This is a genomic window from Psychrobacter immobilis (genome assembly GCF_904846285.1).
Classification (GTDB): Bacteria; Pseudomonadota; Gammaproteobacteria; order Pseudomonadales; family Moraxellaceae; genus Psychrobacter; species Psychrobacter immobilis_D.
In genome coordinates, this window is the sequence record NZ_CAJHAD010000015.1 from 46116 (window position 1) to 72350 (window position 26235).

A 26235-nucleotide genomic window follows, 5' to 3' on the forward strand; every position below is an offset into this window, starting at 1 on the left:
ATAAAAGACATTAAAAGCCTCAAATGACTTGCAAAAGCTGAATATTTATTTATAATAGGTCGCCTCAATAGGGGTATAGCCAAGTTGGTAAGGCATCAGGTTTTGATCCTGACATCCGTTGGTTCGAGTCCAGCTACCCCTGCCATTTTTAAGCGCAAAGCGTTTGATATGTATAATAAGCGATTTAAGATAGCTGCTTATTGACATTGACAACGTTATCTCAGTTTCGGTATAGTTCGCAATGAGCACCGTTAGGGAAAAGTTATGTTCTAAACGGTTTATTCGTTTATAAGATAACGAACAGGTCGTGACGCTATTCTAAGCGTAATTTTATTAAAAGTTGCTATTAGATATCGACGTACACAGCCTAGACATTACAGGGGTATAGCCAAGTTGGTAAGGCATCAGGTTTTGATCCTGACATCCGTTGGTTCGAGTCCAGCTACCCCTGCCATTTTTTACTGTAATAGTAGTCATCAATAGTTTTCCATACTCTTTTCTGAATTTGAGCAGTTTGACACTGCTTAGCGGTCGCTGCTTGAGTCAATCAATAGGACTTCTGTCATGCCTTATTTGGCGATTTTTACGGGTAATGCCCACCCAGAATTAGCAAAAACCGTAGCCGACCATCTCCATATACCTCTTGGTAAAGCTGACATCACGCGTTTTTCTGATGGCGAAATTGCCGTAGAAATCAAAGAACACGTGCGCGGTAAAGACGTGTTTATCATGCAGCCGACTTGTGCACCAACCAATGACAATTTGATGGAAATCATGATGATGGCTGACGCCTTGCGTCGCTCTAGTGCTGGCCGTATCACTGCTGTCATGCCATACTTCGGTTATGCACGTCAAGACCGTCGTCCTCGTTCAGCTCGTGTACCTATTTCTGCTAAAGTCGTCGCTGACATGTTAAACATCGTCAGTATCGATCGCGTCATGACCGTTGATTTGCACTCAGATCAGATTCAGGGCTTCTTTGATATCCCAGTCGATAACATCTACGGTACTCCTGTATTATTGAATGACCTTAAAAAACAAGATTATGACAACATTATGGTGGTTTCACCTGACGTTGGCGGTGTGGTACGTGCGCGCGCGATGGCTAAGCAATTGGGCGATACCGACATGGCGATTATTGATAAACGCCGTGCCCGTGCCAATGAGTCACAAGTGATGCACATTATTGGTGATGTTCGTGACCGTGATTGCGTCATCGTTGATGATATGGTCGATACGGCAGGGACGTTATGTAAAGCCGCTGAAGCACTAAAAGCAAACGGCGCGCGCCGCGTATTGGCTTATATTACCCACCCTGTTCTATCGGGTAATGCGCTAAAAAACATCAGCGAGTCGGCACTCGATGAGATTGTGGTCACCGATACCATTCCATTATCTGACGCTGCTAAAGCCTGTAGCAAAATTCGTCAAGTAAGTATCGCACCGATGCTGGCTGAAAGCTTACGCCGTATCAATAACGAAGAATCTATCAGTGCAATGTTTGATGCTTAGGTAACGCTTAAGATTTTTTGTTACTAAAAAATCTGTTAAAAAAACGCCGAGTTTTATGACTTGGCGTTTTTTTTAATCACTTTTCGTGGTTTATTGTGTATTCACTTTAAATAGCCATTTCACGTAGGTCTTTATTATTGTTAAAGAATCACGTATAATGCGCGCCTGTATTCATCATTAGCTAAACTCTATTATTTTTAGGTATTTTTATACTTAGCGACGTGATTGATACATTCTAAAGTATTGATTATCCAGTGATAGACTGGTCGCAAGTCTGTTATTGCTGGTAGATACTTCACATACTCTCTATAGGATTATATCCATGGCTATTGATCATTTTGCAATCAATGCGGTTGACCGCTCTGCTGAACAACAAGGTAAAGGTGCGAGCCGCCGCCTACGTAAGCAGAATCTAGTTCCTGCTATCATTTATGGTGGTGGTGAAGAACCAACCACTATCTCAATCAAAATCAACGAGCTAGTAAAGTCGCTTGAATATGAAGCCTTCTTTTCACAAATCTTGACCATCACGACCGATAAAGGCGATGAGCATCAAGTTGTTATCAAAGCCTTGCAACGCCATCCTGCTAAAGGTTTCCCAATGCATGCTGACTTCCAGCGCATTGTGAAAGGTCAGAAAATCAACATGAACATTCCTTTGCATTTCGCTGGTGCTGAAAATGCTCCAGGTACGAAAGCGGGTGGCATTCTATCTACAGTAGTAACTGATGTTGAAATCGTTTGCCTACCATCACAATTACCTGAATACCTAGAAGTTGACGTATCAGGCATGGAAATCGGTGATCTATTCCGTCTATCAGACATCAAACTGCCTGAAGGCGTTATCATCTTTGATCTTGACATGGAAGATGCTCACGACCGTACTATCGTTAACATGCAGCCACCAACGGTTGAAGAAGTTGACGCAGACGCTGAAGTTGATGCGGCTGACGTACCTGCGACTGCACAAAGTGCTGAAGCTGAAGACAAAGACGCTGAATAATAAGCCCGCGTTACATAGAGACTGCGATCTAGTGTCTGCTATGTGATAACAGGTTTGTTTAGTCAAAAAACAGCAGGTGATAAATATCTCCTGCTGTTTTTGTAAGTAAGGTTTGAAAAGTAGGATAACTAGTATGTAAGACAAATATTATAGAACTGTCTTATATTATAGAGTTGTCTTACTTTTCAAACCTTATCACTCATTTATTAAATTTAAGCAGGGTGTTTTTATGGCCATAAAGCTTATTGTCGGTCTTGGTAATCCTGGTCAGCAGTATATGTTTACGCGTCATAATGCAGGGTTTTGGTTCGTCCATCATTTGGCGCAGCAGTTTAATATTGCCCTCGCCCCTGACAAAAAATTCCATGGGGTGACGGGACGCGGACAAATTCATGGTCATGATGTGCGTCTGCTCATGCCACTGACCTTTATGAATAAATCGGGTCAATCGGTGGTGCCGATGATCAATTTTTATGGCATTAAAAATGACGAGTTGCTGATTGCCCATGATGAGCTCGATATCCCAGCTGGCAGCATCAAGCTCAAAACCAATGGCGGACACGGCGGTCATAACGGTCTGCGTGATATCACGCCGCATATCGGCAACGACTTTCATCGTCTGCGTATCGGTATTGGTCATCCGGGTCACAAGTCTAAAGTCAGCGGTCATGTATTGTCTAAAGCGGCGCCCGATGAGCAAATTGCCATTGATAGCGCCTTAAGCGCCTCTTTTGAAGCTTTGCCATTGCTATTAGATGGCGATATTGAAAAAGCGCGCTCGCAGATTAATGGCTTTAAATTACCGGAATAATCTGCCGTTAATTACATATTTCTAAGTCATTTGAATGGCTAAAGCGTAAATTTAACCGTGACTTTTAGAAAAATAACTTTTATTCTAACCAACTTGTCCCCATTAAGCTTTTGATTTAACTCATTTATATCAGTTACACTAAGGAAGCAACCTATGCTACTTAATATGCTTAAATGCAAATTACATCGCGCCCGTGTTACCCATGCTGAGCTGCACTACGAAGGCTCATGCGGTATTGACGGTGACTTACTAGACCTTGCTGGTCTGCGTGAAAACGAATCTATCGATATCTACAACGTCACCAATGGTAAACGCTTTCGCACCTATGCAATTCGCGCTGAAGCGGGCTCTGGCATTATCTCGTTAAATGGTGCTGCCGCGCATATGGCAGACTTAGGCGATATCGTCATCATCTGTGCTTATGCGCATTTTGACGAAGTGGAAGCCGCAACTTATCAGCCAAAACTGGTTTATTGCAACGAAGACAATACCGTGAAAGACACGGCTAATATCATTCCGGTACAAGTGGCTTAATAAGTTTTACCATTAAAGTTTTTGCTAAGTTTGATGCATTTTTCTTTTTAAGTAATAAACATTGAGCTAATTGGTTTGTATATTTGAATAAAAAAGCTGAATCTATCTAAGATTCAGCTTTTTTTATATCGATAAATGCGTTTAAAACCTCTTTCCTTTAAGCTTATAGTCTTTTGAGCCTTGAACTCATTAACTTTAAAGCTGTTTTGTTTACTTATAAGGAAGCTTGTTGATGTGGTTGGCAGTCATTACAGTGCTGATTGGACTGGCTATTTTAGTCTGGAGTGCCGATATGTTTATCGATGGCGCGACGACCTTAGCGAATAGTCTAGGCGTGCCAAGCTTCCTTATTGGCGTTGTCATTTTAGGACTAGGCACGTCAGCGCCAGAAATGGTGGTATCGGTACTGGCAGCATTAGAAGGCAGCCCTGAGCTGGCGCTTGGCAACGCTTATGGCTCAAATATCATGAACATCGCCCTAGTTTTAGGTACCACAGCACTTATTAGCCCTATTATTATCCACAAAAGCATCGTTAAGCGCGACTTACCACTATTACTAGTCATTACCATACTGGCAGCGTGGCAGCTGCGTGATGGGCAACTGAGTCAATCAGACGGCATAATATTATTGCTAGGATTGGCCGCAGTATTGATTTTTCAAATTGTGATGAATTTGCGCAGTAGTAGGCAGGAAGACAAGAAAATAGCCAGCAAAAATAATGAACACAGTGAGAACAAGGATAGACAATCAGCAGGAATTTTTCGTGGCTTAGCAAGCTTAATAATAGGTATGTCGATATTGATATTAAGCTCACGCGCTATCGTTTGGGGCGCTGTTGAATTGGCTACTTTTTGGGGTCTGAGTGAGCTGATTATCGGTTTGACCATTGTCGCGGTTGGTACTTCATTGCCTGAGTTGGTCGCCAGCCTATCCGCAGCGCGTAAAGGCGAACATGATATGGCGCTTGGCAATATCATCGGCTCTAATATTTTTAATACGCTCGGCGTTGTAGGATTGGCAGCATTCATTGCCTCTATTAGCGCCGACCCAATTATTTTGTCACGCGACGTGTCAGCAATGGCGCTGTTGACGCTATTATTGGTGGGGCTTTGTGTGTCTGCTTATATCAGCAAACGCTCATTTGGACGTATTTCTGGTACGATATTACTACTGTTTTTTATCGGTTATAGTATTTTACTAACGCAAACTTTTAATAGGTAGTTTACGATTAAAGTTATCTGTGCTACTCACTTGCTAAGGTTCTTTTATTCACCTTTTTTACGGTTTCTGATTACCCGCCACAGCCCTTCGTTTTCTGTTTTCGGCATTTTTAAAGTAATGGTATTTGATAGCATATCTTGTATGGCCAAACCGCGACGATTAAAAAGGCAAAAGGCATAGTTAAAGACAAAACCCAAAAAGGCACTGGTCAATAAGATAGCGCGTGAACCACCGATAACACTACCAATGAGACCAAATATCAGCGGCATCAGACTTGCTGCCAAAATACGTTTGAACGACTGTCCCCACTTTAGCAAATGACCATTATTATTGACCGTTTTTAAGCGCCACGTTTGCATACCGAGTGTTTGCCCACCGCGGCGCCAAAATAGTCCATAGAAGCCTACCAGCGTTAGGATAAAAGAGGGGGTCATAATAAAGTTTTGATACCATGTCGGTAGCGATCTGGCTTGCTGTGACTGCGTGCCCGTCTCCATCGTCAATAGCGTGCCAATCACCGTCAGCACCGTACCAACCAAAAACAGTAGCGCCAAAATCAGCATACCATCATAAAGAATAGCCGCCATACGCGTGCCCGGTTTGGCAATCACTGCCTCTTCGGCAACGGAGTCTTGATGCGCTGAGTTGTTGCGTGGCGATTTTGCTTTAATAGCAGCTTTCGGTGACGATTTTGACATGATACCAGCCCATAACAAGCGAAAAATAGAGCGCTCATTGTACCGTAATTCAGGCGCTTAGCGTACCTTATGATAAGACAAGACTTTTAACACAAGGGCAGGAGAATTTGAGTTTAGGGAAAATAGAAAGGCAAGATTATACTGCTATAAAAATGACAGGCATAAAAAAATCGCCAAATTGTCATAAGACAGGCGATTAATTTAGTTTTAGCTTAATGATTATATGAACAAATAAGCTAGTATGCAAATGGTGCGCTTGGAGAGATTCGAACTCCCGACCCCTTAGTTCGTAGCCAAGTGCTCTATCCAACTGAGCTACAAGCGCGTACTTTGCACATTATCTACTGCATCATTCAACAACAATTGCAGTAAATTAGGTTGGTTATTATATAGATAATCTCGCTTATGTCAACTTATTTTTTAATTAAATTCAAATTATTTTTGAATGTTAATCTAAAATATCATTAACGCTATTTTTGCGTCATTACTCTTTATAACAACTGAATAAATGGCGGTGAAGGAGGGATTCGAACCCTCGATACGCTTACACGTATGGTTCCTTAGCAGGGAACTGGTTTCAGCCACTCACCCACTTCACCGAACGATTTAAGACACTTATCGAAATATTTTTATAAAAAACACTTCTTTAAACACAGTATCGATGCTAATGATACGTCTTATGCCGTGGGCGGTATTATAGCAAAGCCAAAACGAATTGCAAGCGTTGTCTACAGATTTAACGCAGCTTTTGCCATAATTATCGATTTAAATGGATTTATTATTTTTTAAGGCTAAAAATCACCTGATTTAGCTATGAAAATCCAGATTAGTTTTCGGTTTTACTACTAGTGAGTTTTTATCAGTAATTGACCAAAATCTAATGACTATGGCTTTTTGGGCAATCGATAGCTATAGTATTTATGATTCATTATAGAATAAATAAAAGGAAGGGTTATGCGACCAGTGGTACTGTGTTTTTCAGGATTGGATCCGTCGGGCGGTGCTGGATTACAAGCAGATATCGAGGCTGTCGGTCAAGCAGGCGCTCATGCCGCAATCGCTTGTACGGCGATTACCATACAAAACTCGCAGCAGGTATTCGGTTTTGAGGCTTGTGCAGCAGCACTGGTAGAAGCGCAGGCGACCACAGTGCTCGATGATTTACCTGTTGCGGTAATTAAGTCAGGTATGCTTGGCACCACTGACAATATCGCGATGCTGACGCGTCTATTTGCTGAGCAAATTATCGCCGCTGACACGCCATTTGTACTCGACCCGGTATTGGTTGCCAATAGCGGTGGCAGCTTAGGAGATGAGCAAACTTTGGCAACTGCGTTTAGGAAACTGCTTCCCTACGCGACGTTAATTACCCCAAATACCCACGAGCTACGAGCCTTAAGCGCTGAGCAAGATTTGCATATCGGTGCGCAAAAATTATGCGCCCAAGGGTGTTATGCGGTATTGGTTAAGACCTCACACGACTTTGATAGCGGTGATATCGAGCAGTATCTGTATATCAAAGGTGAGATGGTACATAAAAGTATTTTGCCGCGCCTAAAAGGCGAATTTCATGGTTCTGGCTGTTCATTAGCGAGCTTTATCGCTGGACGCTTAGCGATGGGTGACGTGCTTATCGAAGCGGTGAAAGCGGCGGATAGTTGGATTACCAAAACGCTGCGCGCCGCCGATGCGCCGCATCCTGATGATGCTGACGCCCAATTGATACCCAATCGTTTTGTAGAATTTTAGAATAATCTATAGATGGTAAATAAAAAAGGGTGCTCTATATTTTATAGAGCACCCTTTTTTTAAATCTTTTAAGAGGTAGTTATTTTTTTCAACTCAGCAGACTTTAACTTAGCCCAACATCGGCATAAAGCTTGATGCCAATCCACCGATAAATATCTCAAGTAGATAAAAAGCAAAAAAGGCAATCATTGGTGATAAGTCAATCATGCCCAAGTTTGGCGTAATGCGGCGAAACGGCGCTAAAATTGGCTCTGCTAAATTAACAATGATACCAATTATCGGATGCTGAGATTGGGTAAACACTACAATCCAGCTCACAATGATAGAGCCGATAACCAGATAGCGGCACATACGCAAAAAGTCTAATACTAAGCTGATAGTACCAGTAAAGAATAACGGTACAGGCGCAATACCTTTATGCGTTAATGCTGCTTTTCCTGCAATATCAATCAGGCGAATCAAAAACATCAATACAATGGCAGCAATACTAATACGACCTTGACCAACAGTTGGGAAAATACGCCCAAACACATCGACGATATGGGTGGCTTTATAAGCAGGGGCAATCATAGGATTGCTGGCATCCATCCCCGCAAACTGTAGCATAAAGCGGATAAACACCAACATCATGGCGAAGGTAGTGACCAAATCAAAAATTTGCAATAACAGGTTGTTCATGAAGTGCTACTCAATGTGACATTATTAACGGGATTTAGGATGACGAATGTCATTATCAGGTATTTTTATGACTTTACATTTTTTATGATTATTAATAGGGCATTTCATGAATCATGACATACCCTATCAGTAGAGAACTAACCATTAAAGGCTATTTACTCATCTCTTCACTTAACGCTTGGCTACGATCATAACAAGCCTGCATGGCCTCAACAATTTGACGACTTATGTTATTGGCTTGCATGGACTCAATGGCCGCTTGGGTCGTGCCGTTTGGTGAAGTGACTTTACGACGTAGCTCGCTTGGTGCGTCTTCACTACCTAGCGCCATTTTTGCTGCACCCAGCATGGTTTGCATGGCCAGTGCTGACGCTTGTTCTTTATCCAATCCTAAGGCCACTGCCCCATCGACCATCGCTTCGATAAAGTAAAACATATAAGCTGGCGCTGAGCCTGATACGGCGGTGACCGCATGCATGTGTTCTTCATTGTCGACCCACATGACCAGACCTGATGCTTCCATCACTGCGGTTGCCAATTGTTTTTGTTCAGCAGAAATATCATCCGTACCGTACAGACCGGTTGCGCCCATTTGAATCATCGCTGGTGTATTTGGCATCGCACGGACGATGTTGCTATATCCGCCGAGCATATTTGATAACAGCGCAGTCGATAATCCTGCTGCCACTGAAATCACCAGCTGCTTGTCTAAAACATCAGCAAAACCACTGACCACTGCTTTCATGACTTGTGGCTTGACCGCCAGCACCAAGATGTCAGCACCGATAACGGCCGCTTTTGCATCGGCAGTTGGATCAACCGTATTCAATCCTTTCGCAGCCAATTGCTCGCGCGCTTCACTGCTCGGATCAGCAACGGTAATCAGACTCGGTTTAACGCCGCAGCTGACTAGCCCGCTAATCAAAGCCTGCGCCATATTGCCACCACCGATAAAGCTGATTTTTTTATTATCTAATACTGACATACGTGTCTCCTATTCAAAAAATGCAAAGGCATTCAAACTAACATAATGATAGGTAAAATGACACTCAGTTTACCATACTGCTACTGGCGTCGTTTGATAAATTCAAAGGCTCAATAATGGGCTGACCGTTTAAATAATCACTATATTAGATACTACATATTTATCATTTAATACGTTTGACGCAAAATTAAATAGCTTTCAATAAGGGTGGCAAGTTGTTTTACATCCACATTAATACTCGACTGTTCAGCAGCCAACACCCAGCTTTCAAAAGGCGATAATAATAAAACAGGTTGTTTTATCGGGCGATCGTTCTCTAAAAGCTCGTTTTCACTACTTTCTTTATTTATCACAGTCACACTAACTACCATCAAACTCTCACGCATCCATGATGGAATGCCCAAGGTTTGATAAAGCTTTTTACCCGCTTGTGGACGCGACACCAGTGGAGTTTGCACACGCTGATTGCGCTCTAATGGCGCAAAGATGAATTTAACCTTATCTTTATAGATTTCTAATGGTTGCGCTACTGCACTTGGCTGAATCTGCACGTACCAAGTAAATTTATCATCATTACGTAAAGTAATAGAAACGGGCTTACTGTCAGCTGCATGAACATTAGCCCCAGTAAGATTAAACTCAGTATGAATAAATAAGCTCTGCGTTTGCTCGGCAAGCGGCAAATCAAGCCACTTGAGCCAGTCATTGCTTAGACGATAAAGCTGCTGACGATAGCGGCGAATGGTATAAGACGCTTTGTGACCTTGCCAAAATAACGCTGTTTGGTGATCATTATCATCGCGTTGGCTTAGGCGTAAGACATCATCAACGAGCTGTTTGGCGGGCGGTAGTGGCTCATCTTGACCAAGCCAATAATGCAATAGTTGTCGCTGACGATAGCTTGGTAATGATTGCAATTTATCTATATCTAGCACGCGCTGTGCAGGTGGCAGCTGTAATGATGCAATCTCTGTGTGCTGTAAATCATCGACTACTTGGGCATTGATTATTAAGTGCGCATCGCTTAATAATTGCGCGCTACGAGCAATATTGTCAATAACGTTTGGGTTATAAGTTGCTAATATCGGCATGATATCTCGACGTAAGCCACTACGCACATTATCGCCAGCCTCATTGGTTGGGTCATCGATATAAGGTAGCTTTATAAGCTGTGCATAGGCGCTGATATCGGCGCGTTTGACCGTTAGCCAAGGTCGCCATAACGCTATGCGATGCGCGTCCTGCGTTTGGATGTGCCATGGCTGCATACCTGATAAACCATTTACCCCAGCGCCTTGAATCAAGCGCATTAATACGGTTTCTGCTTGGTCATCGGCATGGTGCGCTAAGAGTAATACATCATCTTGATTAAGTTGCGCACGCATCACATCATAACGTGCTTGCCGTGCTGCCTGCTCATTATGACCATTTACTTGTGCGGGTAAAATCCGACATGGTATCTTTTGTACCTTTGCCCAATCGGCAACATGCGCTGCCCAAGCGCCACTATCTGCTTGTAGACCATGGTTAACATGCAGCAATTGCGGCAAAAATGGCAATTTACCTTGGCGATAAAGTTGTACGCAAAGTGCTGCCAGTGCTAACGAATCACGCCCACCACTACAGGCTAGCCAAACTCGCCGACCATGTAGTTGCTCGCCATATTCAGCCAGACTGCTTAATAATGCTTCTGCCAGAGCAGCATCGACGGGCAATGTGGCTATCGGTTTAATAGGATATGGGAGGATTGCACTATTCGTCATTATTAACCTTATTAATCTTTAACTTATTAACAGCCGAACCCCTTTAATGCCAATGCAGCTTTGCTAGGATAAATGAAGCCGCACAAAAAAACGTGCCATAAAATGACACGTTTTTATTTTAACATTAAGCGTAAATCGATATCGTTAAAAGCTAAGTTTAAGTACCCTAGCAATATAAAATCTTAGCAGGGCAACATCACTTCTGAGTTAAAGGATTTTAATTTCTCATAACGCAGCTCGCAACGCTCATGTGCATCCATGTCTTTAAGCTCATCTAATTGCTCAACGATTAATGCTTTTAGCACCGTCATTACTGGCTGTGGCTGGATATGTGCGCCCTCGCCTTCGTCGATAACCGCATCAATTAAGCCCATTTGATAGAGGTTAATGGCATTTAACTTTAACGCTTCACTGGCATCTTGGGCTTTTTCGGCGGTTTTCCACAGGATAGACGCACAGCCTTCAGGAGAGATAACCGAATAAATACTGTTTTGCAGCATATTTACCTTATCGCCAACCCCTATTGCCAATGCACCACCTGAACCACCTTCACCGATAATGGTAACGATAACAGGGACTTTAAGGCTAGAGAACACGGCGATACTTTCAGCGATGGCTTGCGCTTGGCCGCGCTCTTCAGCACCAATACCGGGGTAAGCGCCTTGAGTATCAACAAAGGTCATTACCGGAATATTAAAACGCTCAGCCATTTTTACCAAACGAATCACCTTGCGATAGCCTTCAGGGTTTGCCATGCCAAAATTATGGGCGATACGCTCGCGCGTACTTCGACCACGATGCTGACCAATCACCATCACAGGCTGGCCGTCTAGGCGCGCAAGACCGCCAAGGATAGCTTTATCATCTGCATAAGCACGGTCGCCATGCAACTCATCAAATTCGGTAAACAGCTGATTCACATAGTCCATAAACAATGGACGTTTGGCATGCCGTGCAAGCTGAACGCTATCCCAGACGGTACTCATAGACGCTTCCCTTTCGTAATTCTGTATAATGTGGTGATGTTTAATAATGACACTGTTAGTTGATATTGTTATCAGCTTTTGGATAATCGATTATCAAAGTACAGTTGTAAACTCAATAGAAGCTATAGTAGCACATCTTAAATCGCATGACATTACTCACAACGCCGCTTTTGTTACGTTAATCTGTAGCGCCATTATTACAATAGTAACGGCTTAGTGTTAAAAATCAGTATTAAGAACCGGTATCAAGAATCAGTATTAAAAACCATGGTTAAGAATCAGTGTTAGCGCTCAACGCTGATGCCTTAACCACACTCGGCCTCAACGACGCTTAGCTTCACGCCCCATTTAGCGAATTGCTCAACCTCAGTATGCAAATCTGATAATAAGAAAGCATAGTGCTCACTACTCTCGCCAAGCGTGATTTGCCAGCGATTATTATCAATTACTTTTAACGCTAGCTTTGGTAACTCGTACTCACTACGGCTGTGATGCGCGAGTACCGCTAGACGTAGCAGCAAACACAGATAAACGAGCGAATCACCACCGATGGTACAGGTCTGCTCTAACATATCAGCTTTAAGCTTACGGCGATGATTGAGCATCAACTGCGCCATCCGCTTTTGATCCACTTGCGAAAATCCTGGAATATCAGAGTATTCAATCAAGTAAGCACTGTGCTTATGATAGCCGCTATGCGCAATCGCCAAGCCTATTTCGTGCAAGGACGCCGCCCGTCTGAGTAAATCGCTATCTTCACTAGTGAGTGCAAGCTTTTCTTTGACTTGCTCAAATAGAGTAAGACTGGTTTTGACCACTTGTTTGGCTTGTTTTTTATCGCCTGAATAACGCTTTATCAACGCCAAAACACTGCGATCACGCACGTCTTCGCTAGCAAAGCGGCCAAGCATATCGTACATGACGCCTTCGCGTAGCGCGCCATCTGAGTAAACCATGGTTTCAATGCTCAACACCTTCATGATGGCACGCAGTACCGCAACGCCCGCTGGGAAGACCGCTTTACGGTGCTCTTTGACGCCTTCTAAGTCTATATCATCAACGTTGCCAATTTTAAGCAATAATTTTTCTAACTTTTTAACGCCTTTATAGGTAATACGCTCTTGCTCATCCGCCCAGCCTTTTGAGACAAGGACGTTGCGCACCGCTTTAATCGTGCCACTCGAGCCAACGACACTACTCCAGCCTACTTTTTGGTAGCGGCCATTAATCGCCAGCACTTCTTTACGTGCAGCTGAGATAGCATTATTAAAAGCTTCTTTGGTAATCAAGCCGTCCGCAAAATACTTTTGCGTAAAAGCGACACAGCCCATCTGTAAGCTTTCGGTCAATAACGGATCGAACTCTTGACCAATAATAAACTCTGTCGAACCACCACCAATATCAACGACCAAGCGTTTGTCACTACTGGCATTAGTGTGCGAGACGCCCAAATAAATCAAGCGCGCCTCTTCACGTCCGGCGATAATCTCAATCGGTTTGGGCAAAATTTTATTGGCACGGTTGATAAAGTCATTGGCGTTTTTAGCTTGGCGTAAGGCGTTGGTCGCGACGACACGGATGCGCTCAGGCGGCACCGAATCCAAACGCGCGACAAAGCGACTTAAGCATTCAAGACCGCGCTTTTCAGCAGCAGCGCCCAAAATATTATTCTCATCAAGTCCGGCAGCGAGCTGCACCTTTTCAGACATAGACACCACTTTTCGTACCTCACCATGGTCAAGGCGCGCAATAGCTAGATGAAAACTGTTGGAGCCAATATCAATGGCAGCCATCATTTCATCATCAGCAAGTGGTGGGTTTTTCAGGTAGTCTTTGGGCATAAGCGAAATCGTTACCGTATCAGATAAAAGAGAAAATCATTAAAAGAGCTATATTATTTAACAAAGAAAGTGTTTTTAAAAACCACTGTCATTGCTCGAAACTATAGCGCCGTGCTATTCAAACGCCGCCATGCATAGCAATTCAAGCAGAACCAGTTTTGTCATTAAAGCATTTATGCCAAACAGTGGCAAGTAAGCGGCTACCATCGCTAAACACAGTATTAACAAGGCAAGTAAGCGCTTGGATAAATTAAGTCAACCTGCATTAAACCTTAGCTAAACAGTCATTAAATAACAATGCTAAAGTTAGCTTCTACTGCTTGTTTTCATAGCAGCGCTTTGCTACATTAAAAACACAATCTATTGCGTTAAATAATAAGTATATTGTAAGAAAGAACAAGCACTTACTTATATCGATAAATGCTCTATCTATACCATTCGATATATATAATAAGCACTAGCTTTCACCAGTTAAGTCCATCACGGAATGATGACGCTCAATCAATCACACCCCGCAAGGAAGCAAAAGTTATGAAGCAGACAACCGCCCAAGCCGCAAAAACAAAATTATCTACTGACACGGAAAAAACCAATCATGGCAATCTTATCCACGTAAAACGTTTAGTTAAGCTAAAATTTTACGATTTTTATTTAAATGAGCATCAAAACATGGCTTGTCGACGTTTGCATTTCGCCGGTAGTAGCTTTGGTTTTTTGGGATTGGCAAAATCTGTTAAAAACCGCTCCGCAAAGCCACTACTGAAAGGTATTGCCGCAGGATATGCCTGCGCGTGGGTTGGACATTTTTTCTTTGAGAAGAACAAACCCGCTTCTTTTAAATTCCCTCTACAGAGCTTTGCCAGCGACTTTCGCATGTATAGCGATGTGCTACGCGGCAGACTCAGCTTAAAAGACCGTAAGTTCGATAAAATTTAATAAGCATCATTTAATAGATTCAATTTAATAAAAATGAAAAAGCCAGCATGATGAATCATGTTGGCTTTTTATCTTTATTATTAAGATTCAAATACTCTTAACGTATTTAAATAGTGCTTAAACAGTTTTGAAACAGTTCTTAAACTAAGCTTTTGCCATTTCAGCAAAAATCTCATCAGCGGCTTTAATAGACGCTTCAATATCTGCATCACTATGCTTAATTGACATAAAGCCTGCTTCATAAGCCGATGGCGCCAAATAAATACCGCGATCTAGCATGCCATGGAAGAAGGTATTAAATACGTCCATATCGCACTCGGTAACGTCATCAAAATTCTGCGGTACGTTTGTTGCCTTGTCTTTAACAAAGAACATGCCAAACATGCCGCCCAATTTATTGGTACGCATATTAATGCCATGTTTGTCTGCTGCAGCTTGGAAGCCATCAACGAGATGATCTACTTTCGCAGATAATTCAGCATAAAAACCATCAACGGTTAAGTCTTCAAACATCGCGATACCCGCACGCATCGCCAGTGGATTACCTGATAACGTACCCGCTTGATAGACGCCGCCAAGTGGCGCGATACAAGACATCACTTCTTTTTTGCCACCAAAAGCACCGACTGGTAAACCAGCACCGATGATTTTACCAAAGCAAGTTAAATCAGGGTCAATGCCAAAATGCGCTTGGGCGCCGCCAAGTCCGACGCGAAAACCGGTCATCACTTCGTCAAAAATTAATACTGCGCCGTTGGCGGTACATTCTGCGCGCAAAGTATCGTGGAATTCTTGGGTCGGAATGACCATATTCATGTTGCCAGCGATTGGTTCAACAATCACGCAGGCAATCTCACTACCCCATTTATCAAAGCAATCTTTAATCGCCTGTGGGTCATTATAAGGAATAGTAATCGTATGCTTAGCAAAATCCGCTGGCACGCCTTTTGACGTTGGTTCGCCAATATCTAGCATCCCTGAGCCCGCTTTTACCAATAAGCTGTCTGAATGACCATGGTAGCAGCCTTCAAATTTAACGATTTTGTCACGCTCCGTAAACCCGCGCGCCAAACGAATCGCGCTCATGGTCGCTTCTGTACCTGAGCTGGTCATCCGAATCATCTCAACGCTTGGGACGATTTCGCAAATCTTATCGGCAACCGTGGTTTCAAACGGCGTTGGTGTACCAAAGCTCAAACCATCATCAGCAGCTTTTTTAACCGCATCAATGACTTTTGGATGCGCGTGACCCAAAATCATGGGACCCCAAGAGCCGACATAATCGATATAAGCATTGTCTTCGGTGTCATAGATTTTACTGCCGTTAGCACGGTGCATAAAAATAGGCGTGCCACCGACACCGGCAAAGGCGCGAACCGGTGAGTTTACGCCACCAGGAATATGCTTACGTGCTTGCGCAAAGAGTTGTTCATTTTTAGTGCTCATAATTATTCTCTACTTATTCATTCAATCTTATTTTATTAACAATAAATTAGGCTTTTTTAACCACTGACGATTTCAGCTTCATTGGTCCATAACCATCAAGTTTACAGTCGATATCATGACCATCAGACGCATCGGGCAGTAGGCGGATACCTTTTGCTCTCGTGCCGACTTTGATAATGGTTGAGGAACCTTTGACCTTTAAGTCTTTGATCACGGTGACGGTATCACCATCTTGCAGCTCATTACCGACCGCATCACGGATGACCGCATCTTGCTCTTCAGCTTGCGCCGCATCAGTGTCAGCCGCGGTCCATTCATGAGCACACATGGGACATACCAGTAACGAACCATCTTCGTACGTATATTCAGCATCGCATTTTGGGCAATTGGGTAAGCTCATAATTTCCTCGTCAGCCGTGATAAATTGGGTGTATTCTACAGCTAACATTGTACCGTAACTCGCCAGCTTTAACCAATCGCTTAGATTGTAAACGCCGTACGGTGATTAATGGATACATTCGTTTATCTCTTAAAACAGGCGTTTTTTATCACATGGTTTTTTATGGTACTCTGCTTTAACCAAATTTGGTTTGATAGCCATTTGCCTTTAGATGGTAAAAAACCTCAAATACTATCTTAAGCATTATTTTAACAGCGAGTTTTACAACGACTTTAATAACTCAGTATTAACCCTAATATCTGAGGCTATAGCGACTAATAAATAGGACAATAATAATGACTCAATCAAGCTTATCGACACTCTCATCAGCATTGCCACAATTTGCCCAGCTGACCATTCAAGGTGAAGATGCGGAAAAATTCTTACAAGGACAATTGACCTCTGATGTCACCAAGCTCGGACTCAGTTATCAAGCAACGGCGCTTAGCAATTTAAAAGGTCGCATTGATTTTGGTCTATGGATAAAAAAACAAGACGAAAAGCATTATGATGTGGTTATCAGCGCCGATTGCGCTGAGGCTTTCCAAGCCCATTTAAAAAAGTTCGGTGCCTTTTCAAAGTTTGATACCAGTGCACCGGCGCCAATTTATCCTTGCGTACTCGATGGGTTGCCGACCTTTAGCCATAAAGAGGAACATAATACGTCAGCAGATACCGAAGCTTGGATGCAAGCGAGTCTAGCAGCGGGTAACTACTGGATAGCGGCAGCTACGCAAGGACTGTTTCAGCCACAAGAGCTGCGTCTGCATCAGCGCGGCGGTATGGATTACGATAAAGGCTGCTACCTTGGTCAAGAAGTCATTGCCCGTATTTATTTTAAAGCAGCGCCAAAAGCCTTTTTACATTATGTTAGCGGCACAGGCGAGGTACCAGCAGCAGGTGACAAGCTCGATAAAATCCAAGTGGTCAATGCGATTGCAGATGAGAGTGGCTTTAAGGCATTGGTCGTCGCCCGTCCAGAACATATAGCGGATAGCGAGCTTACGATATTAGACTTACCGCCAGCACTGCAAGCGGATGTCGCCCGCCAAAAATAATGCGAAGTAATCAATAACAAGAAACAGTAAACACTATTTAAAGCACTTTTACTAAAAACGCAGCAGAGCAATTTATGAGTCATATTGCGGTACTCGGAGCAGGTGTAGTGGGCGTGACCACCGCATGGTATCTTCGCCAAGCAGGCTACGATGTAACCGTCATTGAACGTGAGTCAGCCGCAGGTATGCAAACTTCATTTGCCAATGGTGGGCAGATATCTGTCTCGCACGCGATGCCTTGGGCCAACCCTGCTGCCCCAATGAAAGCCTTTAAATGGCTGTTTCGCGAGGATGCGCCGCTACTATATCGCTTGCGTGCTGATAAGGCGCAGCTTAAGTGGGCGATGCAGTTTTTACAAGAATGCCGCGCAGAACGAGCCGATGCCAATTTGGTACAAATGGTACGCTTAGGTTTATATTCACGAGATGCACTACAACAGCTGCGTGCTGATATCGGTATTGATTATGAGCAGCAAACGCGCGGCATCATGCATTTTTATACCAACCAAGCTGAGTTTGATGCCGCCATTGCACCAACCAAGCGCATGCAAGAGTTAGGCTGTGAGCGCCATATCATTGATATCAATAATGCCGTCAGCCTCGAGCCCGCGCTCTACCCTATTGCGCACAAACTCAAAGGCGCGACTTATACCAGCCGTGATGAATCAGGTAATGCCCATTTATTTACCCAACGCTTAGCTCAGCGCTGCGTCGAAGCTGGCGTGCAGTTCTTATATGATACCGAGATTTTGGCGTTAAATGCGGACACCGACTCTACTAGCCCACATATCCATAGTATTACTATTCGACCCAAGGGTGAAAACGCGCAGACTTTTAGTGCGGATAGCCATGTACTAGCGCTCGGTAGCTATAGCGTAGCGCTGATGAAGCCACTGAATATGCATCTGCCAATTTTCCCTGCTAAGGGTTATTCTGCTACCTATCAAATCAATCCCCGCTCGCCACATCTTGCACCCTTTATTAGTCTCATCGATGATGAATTTAAGCTGGTCACCTCACGCCTTGGTGACAAATTGCGCGTCGCTGGCACGGCAGAATTTAACGGCTACAATTTGGATTTAAATAGCACACGCTGCGAAGCCATTACCCACCGTGTGCAGCAGTTATTCCCCAAAGGTATCATTGCTAATTCTGTTCAATATTGGACAGGGCTACGTCCAATGACACCCTCTAATGTGCCGTTAATAGGGCGCGCGCATAGAGGTCAAGTCCGTCATGGTAGTCAAAATACATACGCCAAATTTGATAATTTGTGGCTAAATACTGGTCATGGTACGCTTGGCTGGACCCATGCTTGCGGCTCGGCAAAGGCTATCAGCTTATTAATACAGGGCGAGACACCGCCAGTCGATTTTGATTTTGTTGGCTTAGAAACGTAAAAATTAGGAACGTAAAAAAAGGCACTTTTATAAGTGCCTTTTTTAAATTACAGTCTTTTATTTTAGAGCTATTTTATGCAGCGCTCCCTGATTTAATATCGGAATCAACGTCATAATCGATGGTATCCAAATCAAGCTCTTTTGGCTCAATCGCTTCCAACTGCACAGGTACGCCATTGACCGCCGCATTGCCACTTAGCTGGTCAATTAACATATCGTCCGTCAAGTCATTGACACTGACGCCTGCATGAGCCTGCGCAATTTTTTGTTTCACGCCTTTACGGCCGTGTCCCCAGCCATGAGGAATACTTACCACTCTTGGCATCAGCTCGTTCGTGACTTCTGCAACTATCATTACACTACCAACGCGCGAGATAACTTTTACATTTTGACCATCCTCGATACCGTATTCTTTGGCCGTTTCAGGATGCAGCATAAGCGTGCAGCGCGGTTTGCCTTTTACCAAGCGATAGCTATTGTGCAGCCACGAATTATTACTACGGACATGGCGACGACCGATGAGTAAAATTTGCTTATCGTCATAGTTCTGCATCATTTCCCGTACCCGCTCTAAGTCGGCTTGATAAAAATTAATATTAAGATGAATCTGCTTGTCTTTATGCTTTAATGCTTGCGGTAGCATCCTTTTGAGGGGCCCTAAATCAAACCCATGCGGCTTTTTCTTAAGCTTATTTAGGCTCATGCCAGCATAAGGTCCACGTCTTAACCCTTGATCAAGCATAAATTTTGGTCCTAAAATATTGACCAATCGGCGCTCAATTTTGGTTGCAAGCGCTGCTTTTTTATCTAGACGTTTTGCTAATTCTAAATAGATTTGCCAGTCATGTTTGGCACTTTTTTTCTTAGCAAATAATGCTTTTGAATATTTCGCCACATTATGCACAGCGAAATTATTAAAGGTAACGTCATAATGGTCACGCTCTAGTGGCGAGACGGGTGGCAAAATGATATGCGCATGGCGGCTGGTTTCTGTCACAAAGTAATCAATCGCAACCATAAAATCCAAGTTGGCAAACGCCGTATCTAACTTTTCACCATTTGGCGTACTTAGGACAGGATTGCCAGCGACGGTTATAAAGCCTTTTAATTGCCCCGCGCCTTCTACGAGCATCTCATCCGCCATCGCCACGACGGGATAATCGCCATTAAAATCAGGCAAGTTACTCACGCGACTATGGCGTTTACCAAGATAGCCTGGGCCTGAGTTATTGACCACATCGACAGCAGGATTGGGGATCATCAAGCCACCCACTTCATCCAAGCGCCCCGTGACAATATTAATGACCATTATGAGATACTGACTTAATAAGCCAAACTCTTGCACCGAGACACCCATGCGTCCGTAACAGACCGAGCTTTCAGCTTCACAAAACTCTTTCACGAGTCGTTTAATCTCGCTTGCCGCAATGCCGGTAATATCAGCTACGGATTCGGCGCTATAGTCTTTGGCAAAATCTGCTAAGCTCGCAAGCTCTGGCGTCAGTGCGACGGCTCTATTATTAGCCTGTGCTTGGTCCGCGTACCCTTGCGCATAGATTTCATTGAGCATGGCGAGCAAAAATAAAACATCCGTTGCTGGACGAATAAAATGATGCTCGCTCGCAATGTCTGCCGTTTCGGTACGCCTTGGATCAATCACTACTACTTTGCCATCACGGGCTTTGATATCTTTTAGCTTTTGGCGCATATTTGGTGCGGTCATAATACTGCCATTAGACGCCAACGGATTGCCGCCAATGATGAGCATATAGTGAGTTCGATTAACGTCAGGCACAGGGATACGTAGCATATGCCCAAACAGGTGCATGCTAACAATATGATGCGGTAGTTGATCGACTGAGGTCGCAGAAAAACGACTGCGCGTCTTGATACTGCTTAATAAATGCTTAATGGTCAGCATGCCGCCTAAATTATGGACATTGGGATTACCAAGATAAATACCGAAAGCATTTTGACCGTGCTTTTTCTGTACCGACTGAATACCCGCGGCTACTTTATCGAGCGCCTCAGGCCAGCTAATCTCTTTCCAACCGTTAGCGGTTCTCTCAACGGGATGACGCAGGCGATCGCTGTCTTCATGCAAGTCTTGCAAAGCAGTCGCTTTTGGGCAAATATAACCTTTAGAAAATGGATCGTTTTTATCGCCTTTAATCGATAGCACCTTTTTACCATCGTGCTTGATGACAATACCGCACATCGCTTCACATAAGTTACAGGTTCTAAAATGTGTTTGTGCATCCGTGTTAATTTGTTCACTACTCATGGTCGCGCTCCCTGTTGTTTTTTACTATCGCTTTTACTATATAAATTCCGTTTTATAAGGTTAATAAATTTGCTAGTCTCAAAAAATTGACAGTTAGCCGAAGCTAAACATTGATAAGCTGAATAATTAACCATTCACTCTGTGCTTATCTTCGGTGAAAAAACTACTAAAAAGTCCATCAAAGTTTTTGCATAATATCTCAATGGCCTGCTGCCGTGAATAACGCTGTTGATGACAACCTAATATCAGCTCATGTACTTGGGCGGAAGCGATATCGACACAAAGATGAACGTCAGATTCTTCAAAACCACACTCGGCTGACTGCAACCCCTGCATAAATATCTTGCTCCACTCTTCTCGTATTTCTGTGATCAAGCTTCCCAAACCTTGACGTTCTATTTTTGAATCAAAGCGCAGACTATCTTCGATTAAACGCTGGAATAACACAATATTTTGAAATGCAGCATCAAAAATCATCGTCAAGCAATGCTGACAGCGCTGATTAAACGCCTCTTTAGACAGCGTTGCATAGTCTTTAAGCATATCCACCCAAGCCATGCGCATCGGTGATAAATAGTTGTGCTTAAGCTGTGTGCTCAATTCATTTTGCAATACCTCTAAACTAGCAAAATGATTATAAAAACTGGGCTGCGCAATACCGGCACCTTTTGCGATTTTGTTCATGCTCATACCGCAAACGCCTTCCACGCTATAAAGCTGCAAAGCACTTCTTAACAATGCTTGACGGGTTTTCGCTTTTGCCAACTCACGCTTTGTTTCCGTTTTTGTAGCATTGACGGTATTAAGTAAGCTCATTATCAATCTGCCTATGTTTAACAATGCTTGTGTTTAACAGTGCTCATGTTCATTAATATCTATATTTAATAAAGCCTATGTTTCATAAGGCATACGTTTTATAAAGCTCATAAAAGTACTGTTATTTCAACTATAAGGCTATAGTTATTTAAAAGATAAGTCTATATTTAAATACCTAAATAGTGGATTATTCATCATCATTCTTTACCTGTTACACTGACAAACTGCCCTCTCTATTACACAACTATGTTGCCCATAACATAGTGGCGACTTTTATCATACTTGAGCAACACTACGAACACTGCCCATACAGACAAGCGCCGCTGGAATTCATATATTGGTATCACAAGTTAGCCACTGGCTAGTTGTAGAGTACTTAAAAATAGTACTGAACAAGCAAGAAGAATCATAAATAATAATTTAATACCAAAGCGTCATATAACTTGTCGAGTTAAACTTTTAAATAACAGACATCCAAAGACGCAATAACTAGAATAAGGAATATCAAGATGAACGAACATACGCTAAAAGGCGAGTGGAAACAGATGAAAGGTACCGTTAAGCAGAAATGGGCTGACCTGACTGATGATGATCTATTACATATCGAAGGTAGCCGTGACAAGCTAGTTGGCAAAGTCCAAGAGCGTTATGGTCACAGTAAAGACGACGCTGAGCGCGAAGTCGACGCATGGCGTACTGAAAACAAATATTAATGAATAATTTTTCTTATAAAGCCTTGTTATAAGCATACATCTTTATAAGTTATTAATTAAACAAAAGGCCGCATTGATTCCAATGTGGCCTTTTTTTATTTACTATTCATACCTAATTAGTCATATCGACAATAGCAGTAGGAGATATTTATTGTTTTTGACAACTGGCATTTTTGCTATCGATCATTCTTGATAATTGTCACGAGATATATTTTCTGAGAAATGCATTATAGAAAACACTTAACACCCAGACACGATAAAACCGCATAGCAATTAATTGTTATGCGGTTTTATTGTTAACTATCCTTGTTATCCATCACCACTCTAATCGCTGCATCCTTGCAGGTTATTGAGTATATTGTGATAGCTGGGCATCCTGCCCATTCTTTCTGACTACTACTGGCATTATCTGCCTGCAGCACGGGTCATGTGTCCTTATCCCAATTGCTATTATCATCCTGATGCTAGCGATTGAACTATTATCCTTAATACGGTCAACTCAATCCTTGAGTCACATTCCCTTATGCCGTGTGTGTATAGTGTCAAATTGTGAGGCACCTGTTAAGTCGCGTAAGCGTCATTGCGTGTAAGCATATACTTACATGGTCTCTTGTCAAAACAGCCATGATTAAATAAGTCATTGATAAAGCTCTTATTATTGAAAATGAATGACTTCTAAATCACTGTAGTATTTATTTAAACGCAAAAAGAGTTAGCGATGTTTAATAAGCTTAGCAACAGCTTAGTCACCTAAAGCGCCGAATGCTTACGCAAATATTTGCAAAATTTACAACTTCTTAACACCAAAGACATGTATTAATGATTTTTAAGTCTTACTATGTGTATGTAAGAAAATATTTCAAGATTAAAAAACAAATATCGATTATTAATAATAATCCTTTATAAAATATTTAACCCTTTATACCAATCACTATTAAAAATTCAAATCTCATCAACAACAGTCCTTTACTCAGATACGCTATACCAAAGGAGATTTTATCGTGAAAATTCTACCTGCTTTCTCATTTAAAACAGCAATATCTGCTGGTTTGGCGCTGACTATGTTAGGGACAGTAGCCGGTTGTGCCGTTGTCGGTCCAGGTTACGAAGACTACCCAATATATGGCGGCAACAGCGATTACGGTAATGCTGACTATAAGCATGTGAGTCAAACTTTACGCAATAACCTGAGCCGCCAAGGCTATCAAGTCATGGACATCCGCTCTGATAACTATCGTGGCAATCGAGCCATCACCGCTATTGCTAAAAAGAACAATCAAACCTATGAGTTAAAATACACCTATCCTGATTTAAGACTCATTAGCTCAAACAAAACAGCCTCTTCTAACATTTGGCAAGATGACAGATACGATAAAGACGATTATAAAAAAGATAAGTACAAGAATAATGGCAAATATAAAAACGATAAGCGTTATAAAAATAATACTGAAGGCAGCATCAAGAGAGAATCGCGTTATCCAGCGATTAAGCAAGGTGCGGTCAACAAGGTAAGATCAATGGGTTACCAAGTTAAAGATATCGAGCTCGAAGAAAAGAACGGGCGCGGCGTGTTTGAAATTGAAGCGAAACGTGGCTCGCAAGAATATGAGATTTTACTTGGCTATCCAAACCTAAATGTGATTAAGGTTGAGAAAGATTAATCCTTAACAAAAAATCTTTGCCCATAGTCATTTAAATAGCATCTGAATGGGATTTTTGCATCACTGGTAAGTTGACGCCTTTAGTCAGATAAGCTAGTTTGGGATAATTAATCTTTAAACAGTCCAGTTTTAGGTCGATTTAGCATTTTTATGCGCTAGCTTTTCTTATGCAACGTTATTGTGGTCATGCAACATTAAGATCAGTAATCAAACACCAGTAATCGCCAAATTATTAATGAGATAATAGGAATATTTATTATGAAGATATTAAGCTTCTCAACTTTAAAAACTGCTTTCTCTGCTGGTATTGTGATTGCTTTGTTCGGCACCACCGTTGGTTGTACCGTCACGCCAAGTCATGATGGTCAAAGAGTTTACTACCCAAACGGTCAGCATCAGGGTAATGGCAAGTATAACAATAATGGTCGTTATAATAATGGCGGCTATAAAACCAATAATGCTCACCATGATATTAAAAAAGGTAAGCATAAGAATAAAAACGGTCATCACAAGAATAAAAAAGCTAAACATAAAAAAGATAATGGCCGTTACAACAATAATGGTCGCTACAATAATAACCATTATCGCTATAAGTAAATCGACAGCCTTTAATAACTCATAAAAAAGAGAGCTGCAGTTTATTGACTATGCGTGTAGACAGTAGCTATGGTTGTAATTTCTACTCACAGCATACTCAATTTAGTTTCTTAGACTTAATGAAACTTGCTCGTACTTAATATTTGCTTAAATTCCCTTTTAGTACGTACAGCTAAGCTTTTTGGCATCGTTGACTACTTGGTGCCTTTGGTCAAATAAGCCAGCCCTTGGTTTATTTGACCATTTTTTATAGCGCGATTTTGTATGGCATAGTTGCTGATGCTTTTAACATCATAAGAGGATATTATGAAAAAACATACTTTCAGCGTCATTGCAGCGTTACTGACCATAACGACTGGCTGTGTCACCGCACCTGGATATAATGCATACGGCGACCTTTACGAAGACATTTATAAAGATACTAAGGTCTCCAAGAAACATAAGAAAACCATCAAATCTCTTGATAAAGAGCTTTATCAGCCCGCTATCGAGCAACGCGCGGCCAATCAGGTCAGCAATATGGGTTATCGGGTCAAAGACGTCAAATATAAAAAAGGCGATAATAAAATAAAAGTGAAGGCGCGCCGCTGCAGTAAAGACTATAAAATCGAGCTTGATTATCCAAGCTACAACGTCATTAAAATCAAAGAAGACTGATCATTTCTGATCACAAATTTAAGATATTAAAAGTCCAATACTTCAATCACATCATAGGCAGGCGTTTCATAAGGATGTGCCTGCTTTAGTGCTTCAATCACCGGTTTAATATGCGCGTCAGCCACCACCATCTCTACCCGCCACTCTATAACGGTTTCGAGTGTATCCTGCGTGCCGATATGCGGCTGACTGCCTGATAATGGCATGAACTGCCCCGCCCCTTTTACTTGCCAACAGCACTGCTCATAATCATCAATTTTTCCAGCACCCGCCGCAAATAAGGCGACTTTTACTGGCTCTAGCGCCTTCTCCGGAATAAAAACTGTCAGTTTATACATCGCTTACCCCTTTAATGCTCTTTAAAAAATTACTAGGGCGTGTCCCTAATTCAGTTTGCAGTGGATCATAGTACAAGCCAGATATAGCATAGATTTATAATTTCGTGC

Annotated in this window: 24 protein-coding genes and 4 tRNA genes; 15 read left to right on the forward strand and 13 right to left on the reverse strand. The window is 42.5% G+C overall.

The features are described 5' to 3' along the window. The first annotated feature begins 69 nt into the window (after positions 1–69). From JMX13_RS09625 to JMX13_RS09655, 7 genes are all read left to right on the forward strand, one after another. Positions 70–145, forward strand: a tRNA-Gln gene (locus JMX13_RS09625). A gap of 233 nt (positions 146–378) precedes the next feature. After that, positions 379–454 (forward strand) — tRNA-Gln (locus tag JMX13_RS09630). Positions 455–564: 110 nt separating this feature from the next. Continuing rightward, positions 565–1512 carry a ribose-phosphate pyrophosphokinase gene (locus JMX13_RS09635; protein WP_149490452.1) on the forward strand — a complete coding sequence of 316 codons (948 nt, stop codon included), beginning with the start codon at positions 565–567 and terminating at the stop codon, positions 1510–1512. Positions 1513–1834: 322 nt separating this feature from the next. After that, on the forward strand, positions 1835–2515 hold the full coding sequence (locus JMX13_RS09640; RefSeq protein ID WP_201612291.1) for a 50S ribosomal protein L25/general stress protein Ctc: 681 nt from the start codon (positions 1835–1837) through the stop codon (positions 2513–2515). Between the two features lie 229 nt (positions 2516–2744). Next, positions 2745–3326: an aminoacyl-tRNA hydrolase gene (gene pth, locus JMX13_RS09645; RefSeq protein ID WP_201612292.1), complete on the forward strand. Its 582-nt coding sequence runs from the start codon at positions 2745–2747 to the stop codon at positions 3324–3326. 153 nt (positions 3327–3479) lie between these two features. Further along, on the forward strand, positions 3480–3860 hold the full coding sequence (panD, locus tag JMX13_RS09650; RefSeq protein ID WP_045443274.1) for an aspartate 1-decarboxylase: 381 nt from the start codon (positions 3480–3482) through the stop codon (positions 3858–3860). A gap of 232 nt (positions 3861–4092) precedes the next feature. Continuing rightward, entirely contained in the window at positions 4093–5082 is a 990-nt protein-coding gene (locus tag JMX13_RS09655; RefSeq protein WP_201612293.1) for a calcium/sodium antiporter, read from the forward strand. A 44-nt stretch (positions 5083–5126) separates the two neighbouring features. Here JMX13_RS09655 and JMX13_RS09660 read toward each other — a convergent pair whose 3' ends face one another. From JMX13_RS09660 to JMX13_RS09670, 3 genes are all read right to left on the reverse strand, one after another. Continuing rightward, positions 5127–5780, reverse strand: coding sequence for an RDD family protein (locus JMX13_RS09660; RefSeq protein ID WP_201612294.1), 654 nt, complete (start codon positions 5778–5780; stop codon positions 5127–5129). A 248-nt stretch (positions 5781–6028) separates the two neighbouring features. Further along, positions 6029–6105, reverse strand: a tRNA-Arg gene (locus JMX13_RS09665). A gap of 184 nt (positions 6106–6289) precedes the next feature. Continuing rightward, positions 6290–6379 (reverse strand) — tRNA-Ser (locus JMX13_RS09670). 355 nt (positions 6380–6734) lie between these two features. Between JMX13_RS09670 and JMX13_RS09675 the strand changes: the two genes are divergently transcribed. Further along, on the forward strand, positions 6735–7529 hold the full coding sequence (locus tag JMX13_RS09675) for a hydroxymethylpyrimidine/phosphomethylpyrimidine kinase (RefSeq protein ID WP_201612295.1): 795 nt from the start codon (positions 6735–6737) through the stop codon (positions 7527–7529). 108 nt (positions 7530–7637) lie between these two features. Here JMX13_RS09675 and JMX13_RS09680 read toward each other — a convergent pair whose 3' ends face one another. The 5 genes from JMX13_RS09680 to ppx form a co-directional block, all read right to left on the reverse strand. After that, positions 7638–8207 carry a YggT family protein gene (locus JMX13_RS09680; protein WP_201545390.1) on the reverse strand — a complete coding sequence of 190 codons (570 nt, stop codon included), beginning with the start codon at positions 8205–8207 and terminating at the stop codon, positions 7638–7640. Positions 8208–8358: 151 nt separating this feature from the next. Next, positions 8359–9192 carry a pyrroline-5-carboxylate reductase gene (proC, locus tag JMX13_RS09685; RefSeq protein WP_201612296.1) on the reverse strand — a complete coding sequence of 278 codons (834 nt, stop codon included), beginning with the start codon at positions 9190–9192 and terminating at the stop codon, positions 8359–8361. A 167-nt stretch (positions 9193–9359) separates the two neighbouring features. Continuing rightward, on the reverse strand, positions 9360–10955 hold the full coding sequence (gene tilS, locus JMX13_RS09690; protein WP_201612297.1) for a tRNA lysidine(34) synthetase TilS: 1596 nt from the start codon (positions 10953–10955) through the stop codon (positions 9360–9362). Positions 10956–11137: 182 nt separating this feature from the next. Next, positions 11138–11941 carry an acetyl-CoA carboxylase carboxyltransferase subunit alpha gene (locus JMX13_RS09695; RefSeq protein ID WP_201612298.1) on the reverse strand — a complete coding sequence of 268 codons (804 nt, stop codon included), beginning with the start codon at positions 11939–11941 and terminating at the stop codon, positions 11138–11140. A gap of 305 nt (positions 11942–12246) precedes the next feature. Next, the gene (ppx, locus tag JMX13_RS09700; protein ID WP_201612299.1) at positions 12247–13782 is read right to left on the reverse strand and encodes an exopolyphosphatase; all 1536 of its coding nucleotides are present in this window, start codon (positions 13780–13782) and stop codon (positions 12247–12249) included. Between the two features lie 531 nt (positions 13783–14313). Here ppx and JMX13_RS09705 point away from each other — a divergent pair. Next, a complete protein-coding gene (locus tag JMX13_RS09705; protein ID WP_201612300.1) occupies positions 14314–14718 on the forward strand; it encodes a DUF962 domain-containing protein in 405 nt (134 codons plus the stop codon). Positions 14719–14862: 144 nt separating this feature from the next. Here JMX13_RS09705 and hemL read toward each other — a convergent pair whose 3' ends face one another. Both hemL and JMX13_RS09715 read right to left on the reverse strand, forming a co-directional pair. Next, complete coding sequence (gene hemL, locus JMX13_RS09710) at positions 14863–16164, reverse strand: glutamate-1-semialdehyde 2,1-aminomutase (RefSeq protein WP_201612301.1); 1302 nt, start codon at positions 16162–16164, stop codon at positions 14863–14865. A 46-nt stretch (positions 16165–16210) separates the two neighbouring features. Further along, entirely contained in the window at positions 16211–16564 is a 354-nt protein-coding gene (locus tag JMX13_RS09715; protein ID WP_320157915.1) for a zinc ribbon domain-containing protein YjdM, read from the reverse strand. 335 nt (positions 16565–16899) lie between these two features. Between JMX13_RS09715 and JMX13_RS09720 the strand changes: the two genes are divergently transcribed. Next, positions 16900–17661 (forward strand): YgfZ/GcvT domain-containing protein, encoded by a 762-nt coding sequence (locus JMX13_RS09720; protein ID WP_201612302.1) that lies wholly within the window; start codon positions 16900–16902, stop codon positions 17659–17661. Between the two features lie 74 nt (positions 17662–17735). Then, positions 17736–19061, forward strand: a complete 1326-nt coding sequence (locus JMX13_RS09725) for a D-amino acid dehydrogenase (RefSeq protein ID WP_201612303.1) — start codon at positions 17736–17738, stop codon at positions 19059–19061. Between the two features lie 73 nt (positions 19062–19134). Here the strand turns inward: JMX13_RS09725 and JMX13_RS09730 are convergent, their stop codons facing one another. Further along, entirely contained in the window at positions 19135–21345 is a 2211-nt protein-coding gene (locus JMX13_RS09730) for a molybdopterin oxidoreductase family protein (RefSeq protein ID WP_201612304.1), read from the reverse strand. A gap of 126 nt (positions 21346–21471) precedes the next feature. Then, on the reverse strand, positions 21472–22161 hold the full coding sequence (locus tag JMX13_RS09735) for a TetR/AcrR family transcriptional regulator (RefSeq protein ID WP_201612305.1): 690 nt from the start codon (positions 22159–22161) through the stop codon (positions 21472–21474). A gap of 509 nt (positions 22162–22670) precedes the next feature. Here JMX13_RS09735 and JMX13_RS09740 point away from each other — a divergent pair. From JMX13_RS09740 to JMX13_RS09755, 4 genes are all read left to right on the forward strand, one after another. Next, positions 22671–22874, forward strand: a complete 204-nt coding sequence (locus JMX13_RS09740; protein WP_201545367.1) for a CsbD family protein — start codon at positions 22671–22673, stop codon at positions 22872–22874. Between the two features lie 1001 nt (positions 22875–23875). Beyond that, positions 23876–24535 carry a hypothetical protein gene (locus JMX13_RS09745; protein WP_201612306.1) on the forward strand — a complete coding sequence of 220 codons (660 nt, stop codon included), beginning with the start codon at positions 23876–23878 and terminating at the stop codon, positions 24533–24535. A gap of 258 nt (positions 24536–24793) precedes the next feature. Beyond that, positions 24794–25132, forward strand: coding sequence for a hypothetical protein (locus tag JMX13_RS09750; protein ID WP_201612307.1), 339 nt, complete (start codon positions 24794–24796; stop codon positions 25130–25132). A gap of 306 nt (positions 25133–25438) precedes the next feature. Continuing rightward, positions 25439–25789 carry a hypothetical protein gene (locus JMX13_RS09755; protein WP_201612308.1) on the forward strand — a complete coding sequence of 117 codons (351 nt, stop codon included), beginning with the start codon at positions 25439–25441 and terminating at the stop codon, positions 25787–25789. Between the two features lie 26 nt (positions 25790–25815). Here the strand turns inward: JMX13_RS09755 and JMX13_RS09760 are convergent, their stop codons facing one another. Beyond that, positions 25816–26127 carry an NGG1p interacting factor NIF3 gene (locus JMX13_RS09760; RefSeq protein WP_201612309.1) on the reverse strand — a complete coding sequence of 104 codons (312 nt, stop codon included), beginning with the start codon at positions 26125–26127 and terminating at the stop codon, positions 25816–25818. Between the last annotated feature and the right edge of the window lie 108 nt (positions 26128–26235).

Coding starts and splice junctions, on each gene's coding strand:
- JMX13_RS09720 (WP_201612302.1), top strand. CDS start 16,900: ATGACTCAATCAAGCTTATCGACACTCTCATCAGCATTGCCACAATTT.
- ppx (WP_201612299.1), bottom strand. CDS start 13,782: ATGCCCAAAGACTACCTGAAAAACCCACCACTTGCTGATGATGAAATG.
- JMX13_RS09695 (WP_201612298.1), bottom strand. CDS start 11,941: ATGAGTACCGTCTGGGATAGCGTTCAGCTTGCACGGCATGCCAAACGT.
- JMX13_RS09660 (WP_201612294.1), bottom strand. CDS start 5,780: ATGTCAAAATCGTCACCGAAAGCTGCTATTAAAGCAAAATCGCCACGC.
- JMX13_RS09640 (WP_201612291.1), top strand. CDS start 1,835: ATGGCTATTGATCATTTTGCAATCAATGCGGTTGACCGCTCTGCTGAA.
- proC (WP_201612296.1), bottom strand. CDS start 9,192: ATGTCAGTATTAGATAATAAAAAAATCAGCTTTATCGGTGGTGGCAAT.
- JMX13_RS09655 (WP_201612293.1), top strand. CDS start 4,093: ATGTGGTTGGCAGTCATTACAGTGCTGATTGGACTGGCTATTTTAGTC.
- JMX13_RS09715 (WP_320157915.1), bottom strand. CDS start 16,564: ATGAGCTTACCCAATTGCCCAAAATGCGATGCTGAATATACGTACGAA.
- tilS (WP_201612297.1), bottom strand. CDS start 10,955: ATGACGAATAGTGCAATCCTCCCATATCCTATTAAACCGATAGCCACA.
- JMX13_RS09725 (WP_201612303.1), top strand. CDS start 17,736: ATGAGTCATATTGCGGTACTCGGAGCAGGTGTAGTGGGCGTGACCACC.
- JMX13_RS09635 (WP_149490452.1), top strand. CDS start 565: ATGCCTTATTTGGCGATTTTTACGGGTAATGCCCACCCAGAATTAGCA.
- JMX13_RS09675 (WP_201612295.1), top strand. CDS start 6,735: ATGCGACCAGTGGTACTGTGTTTTTCAGGATTGGATCCGTCGGGCGGT.
- JMX13_RS09755 (WP_201612308.1), top strand. CDS start 25,439: ATGAAAAAACATACTTTCAGCGTCATTGCAGCGTTACTGACCATAACG.
- JMX13_RS09740 (WP_201545367.1), top strand. CDS start 22,671: ATGAACGAACATACGCTAAAAGGCGAGTGGAAACAGATGAAAGGTACC.
- pth (WP_201612292.1), top strand. CDS start 2,745: ATGGCCATAAAGCTTATTGTCGGTCTTGGTAATCCTGGTCAGCAGTAT.
- hemL (WP_201612301.1), bottom strand. CDS start 16,164: ATGAGCACTAAAAATGAACAACTCTTTGCGCAAGCACGTAAGCATATT.
- panD (WP_045443274.1), top strand. CDS start 3,480: ATGCTACTTAATATGCTTAAATGCAAATTACATCGCGCCCGTGTTACC.
- JMX13_RS09730 (WP_201612304.1), bottom strand. CDS start 21,345: ATGAGTAGTGAACAAATTAACACGGATGCACAAACACATTTTAGAACC.
- JMX13_RS09705 (WP_201612300.1), top strand. CDS start 14,314: ATGAAGCAGACAACCGCCCAAGCCGCAAAAACAAAATTATCTACTGAC.
- JMX13_RS09735 (WP_201612305.1), bottom strand. CDS start 22,161: ATGAGCTTACTTAATACCGTCAATGCTACAAAAACGGAAACAAAGCGT.
- JMX13_RS09760 (WP_201612309.1), bottom strand. CDS start 26,127: ATGTATAAACTGACAGTTTTTATTCCGGAGAAGGCGCTAGAGCCAGTA.
- JMX13_RS09680 (WP_201545390.1), bottom strand. CDS start 8,207: ATGAACAACCTGTTATTGCAAATTTTTGATTTGGTCACTACCTTCGCC.
- JMX13_RS09750 (WP_201612307.1), top strand. CDS start 24,794: ATGAAGATATTAAGCTTCTCAACTTTAAAAACTGCTTTCTCTGCTGGT.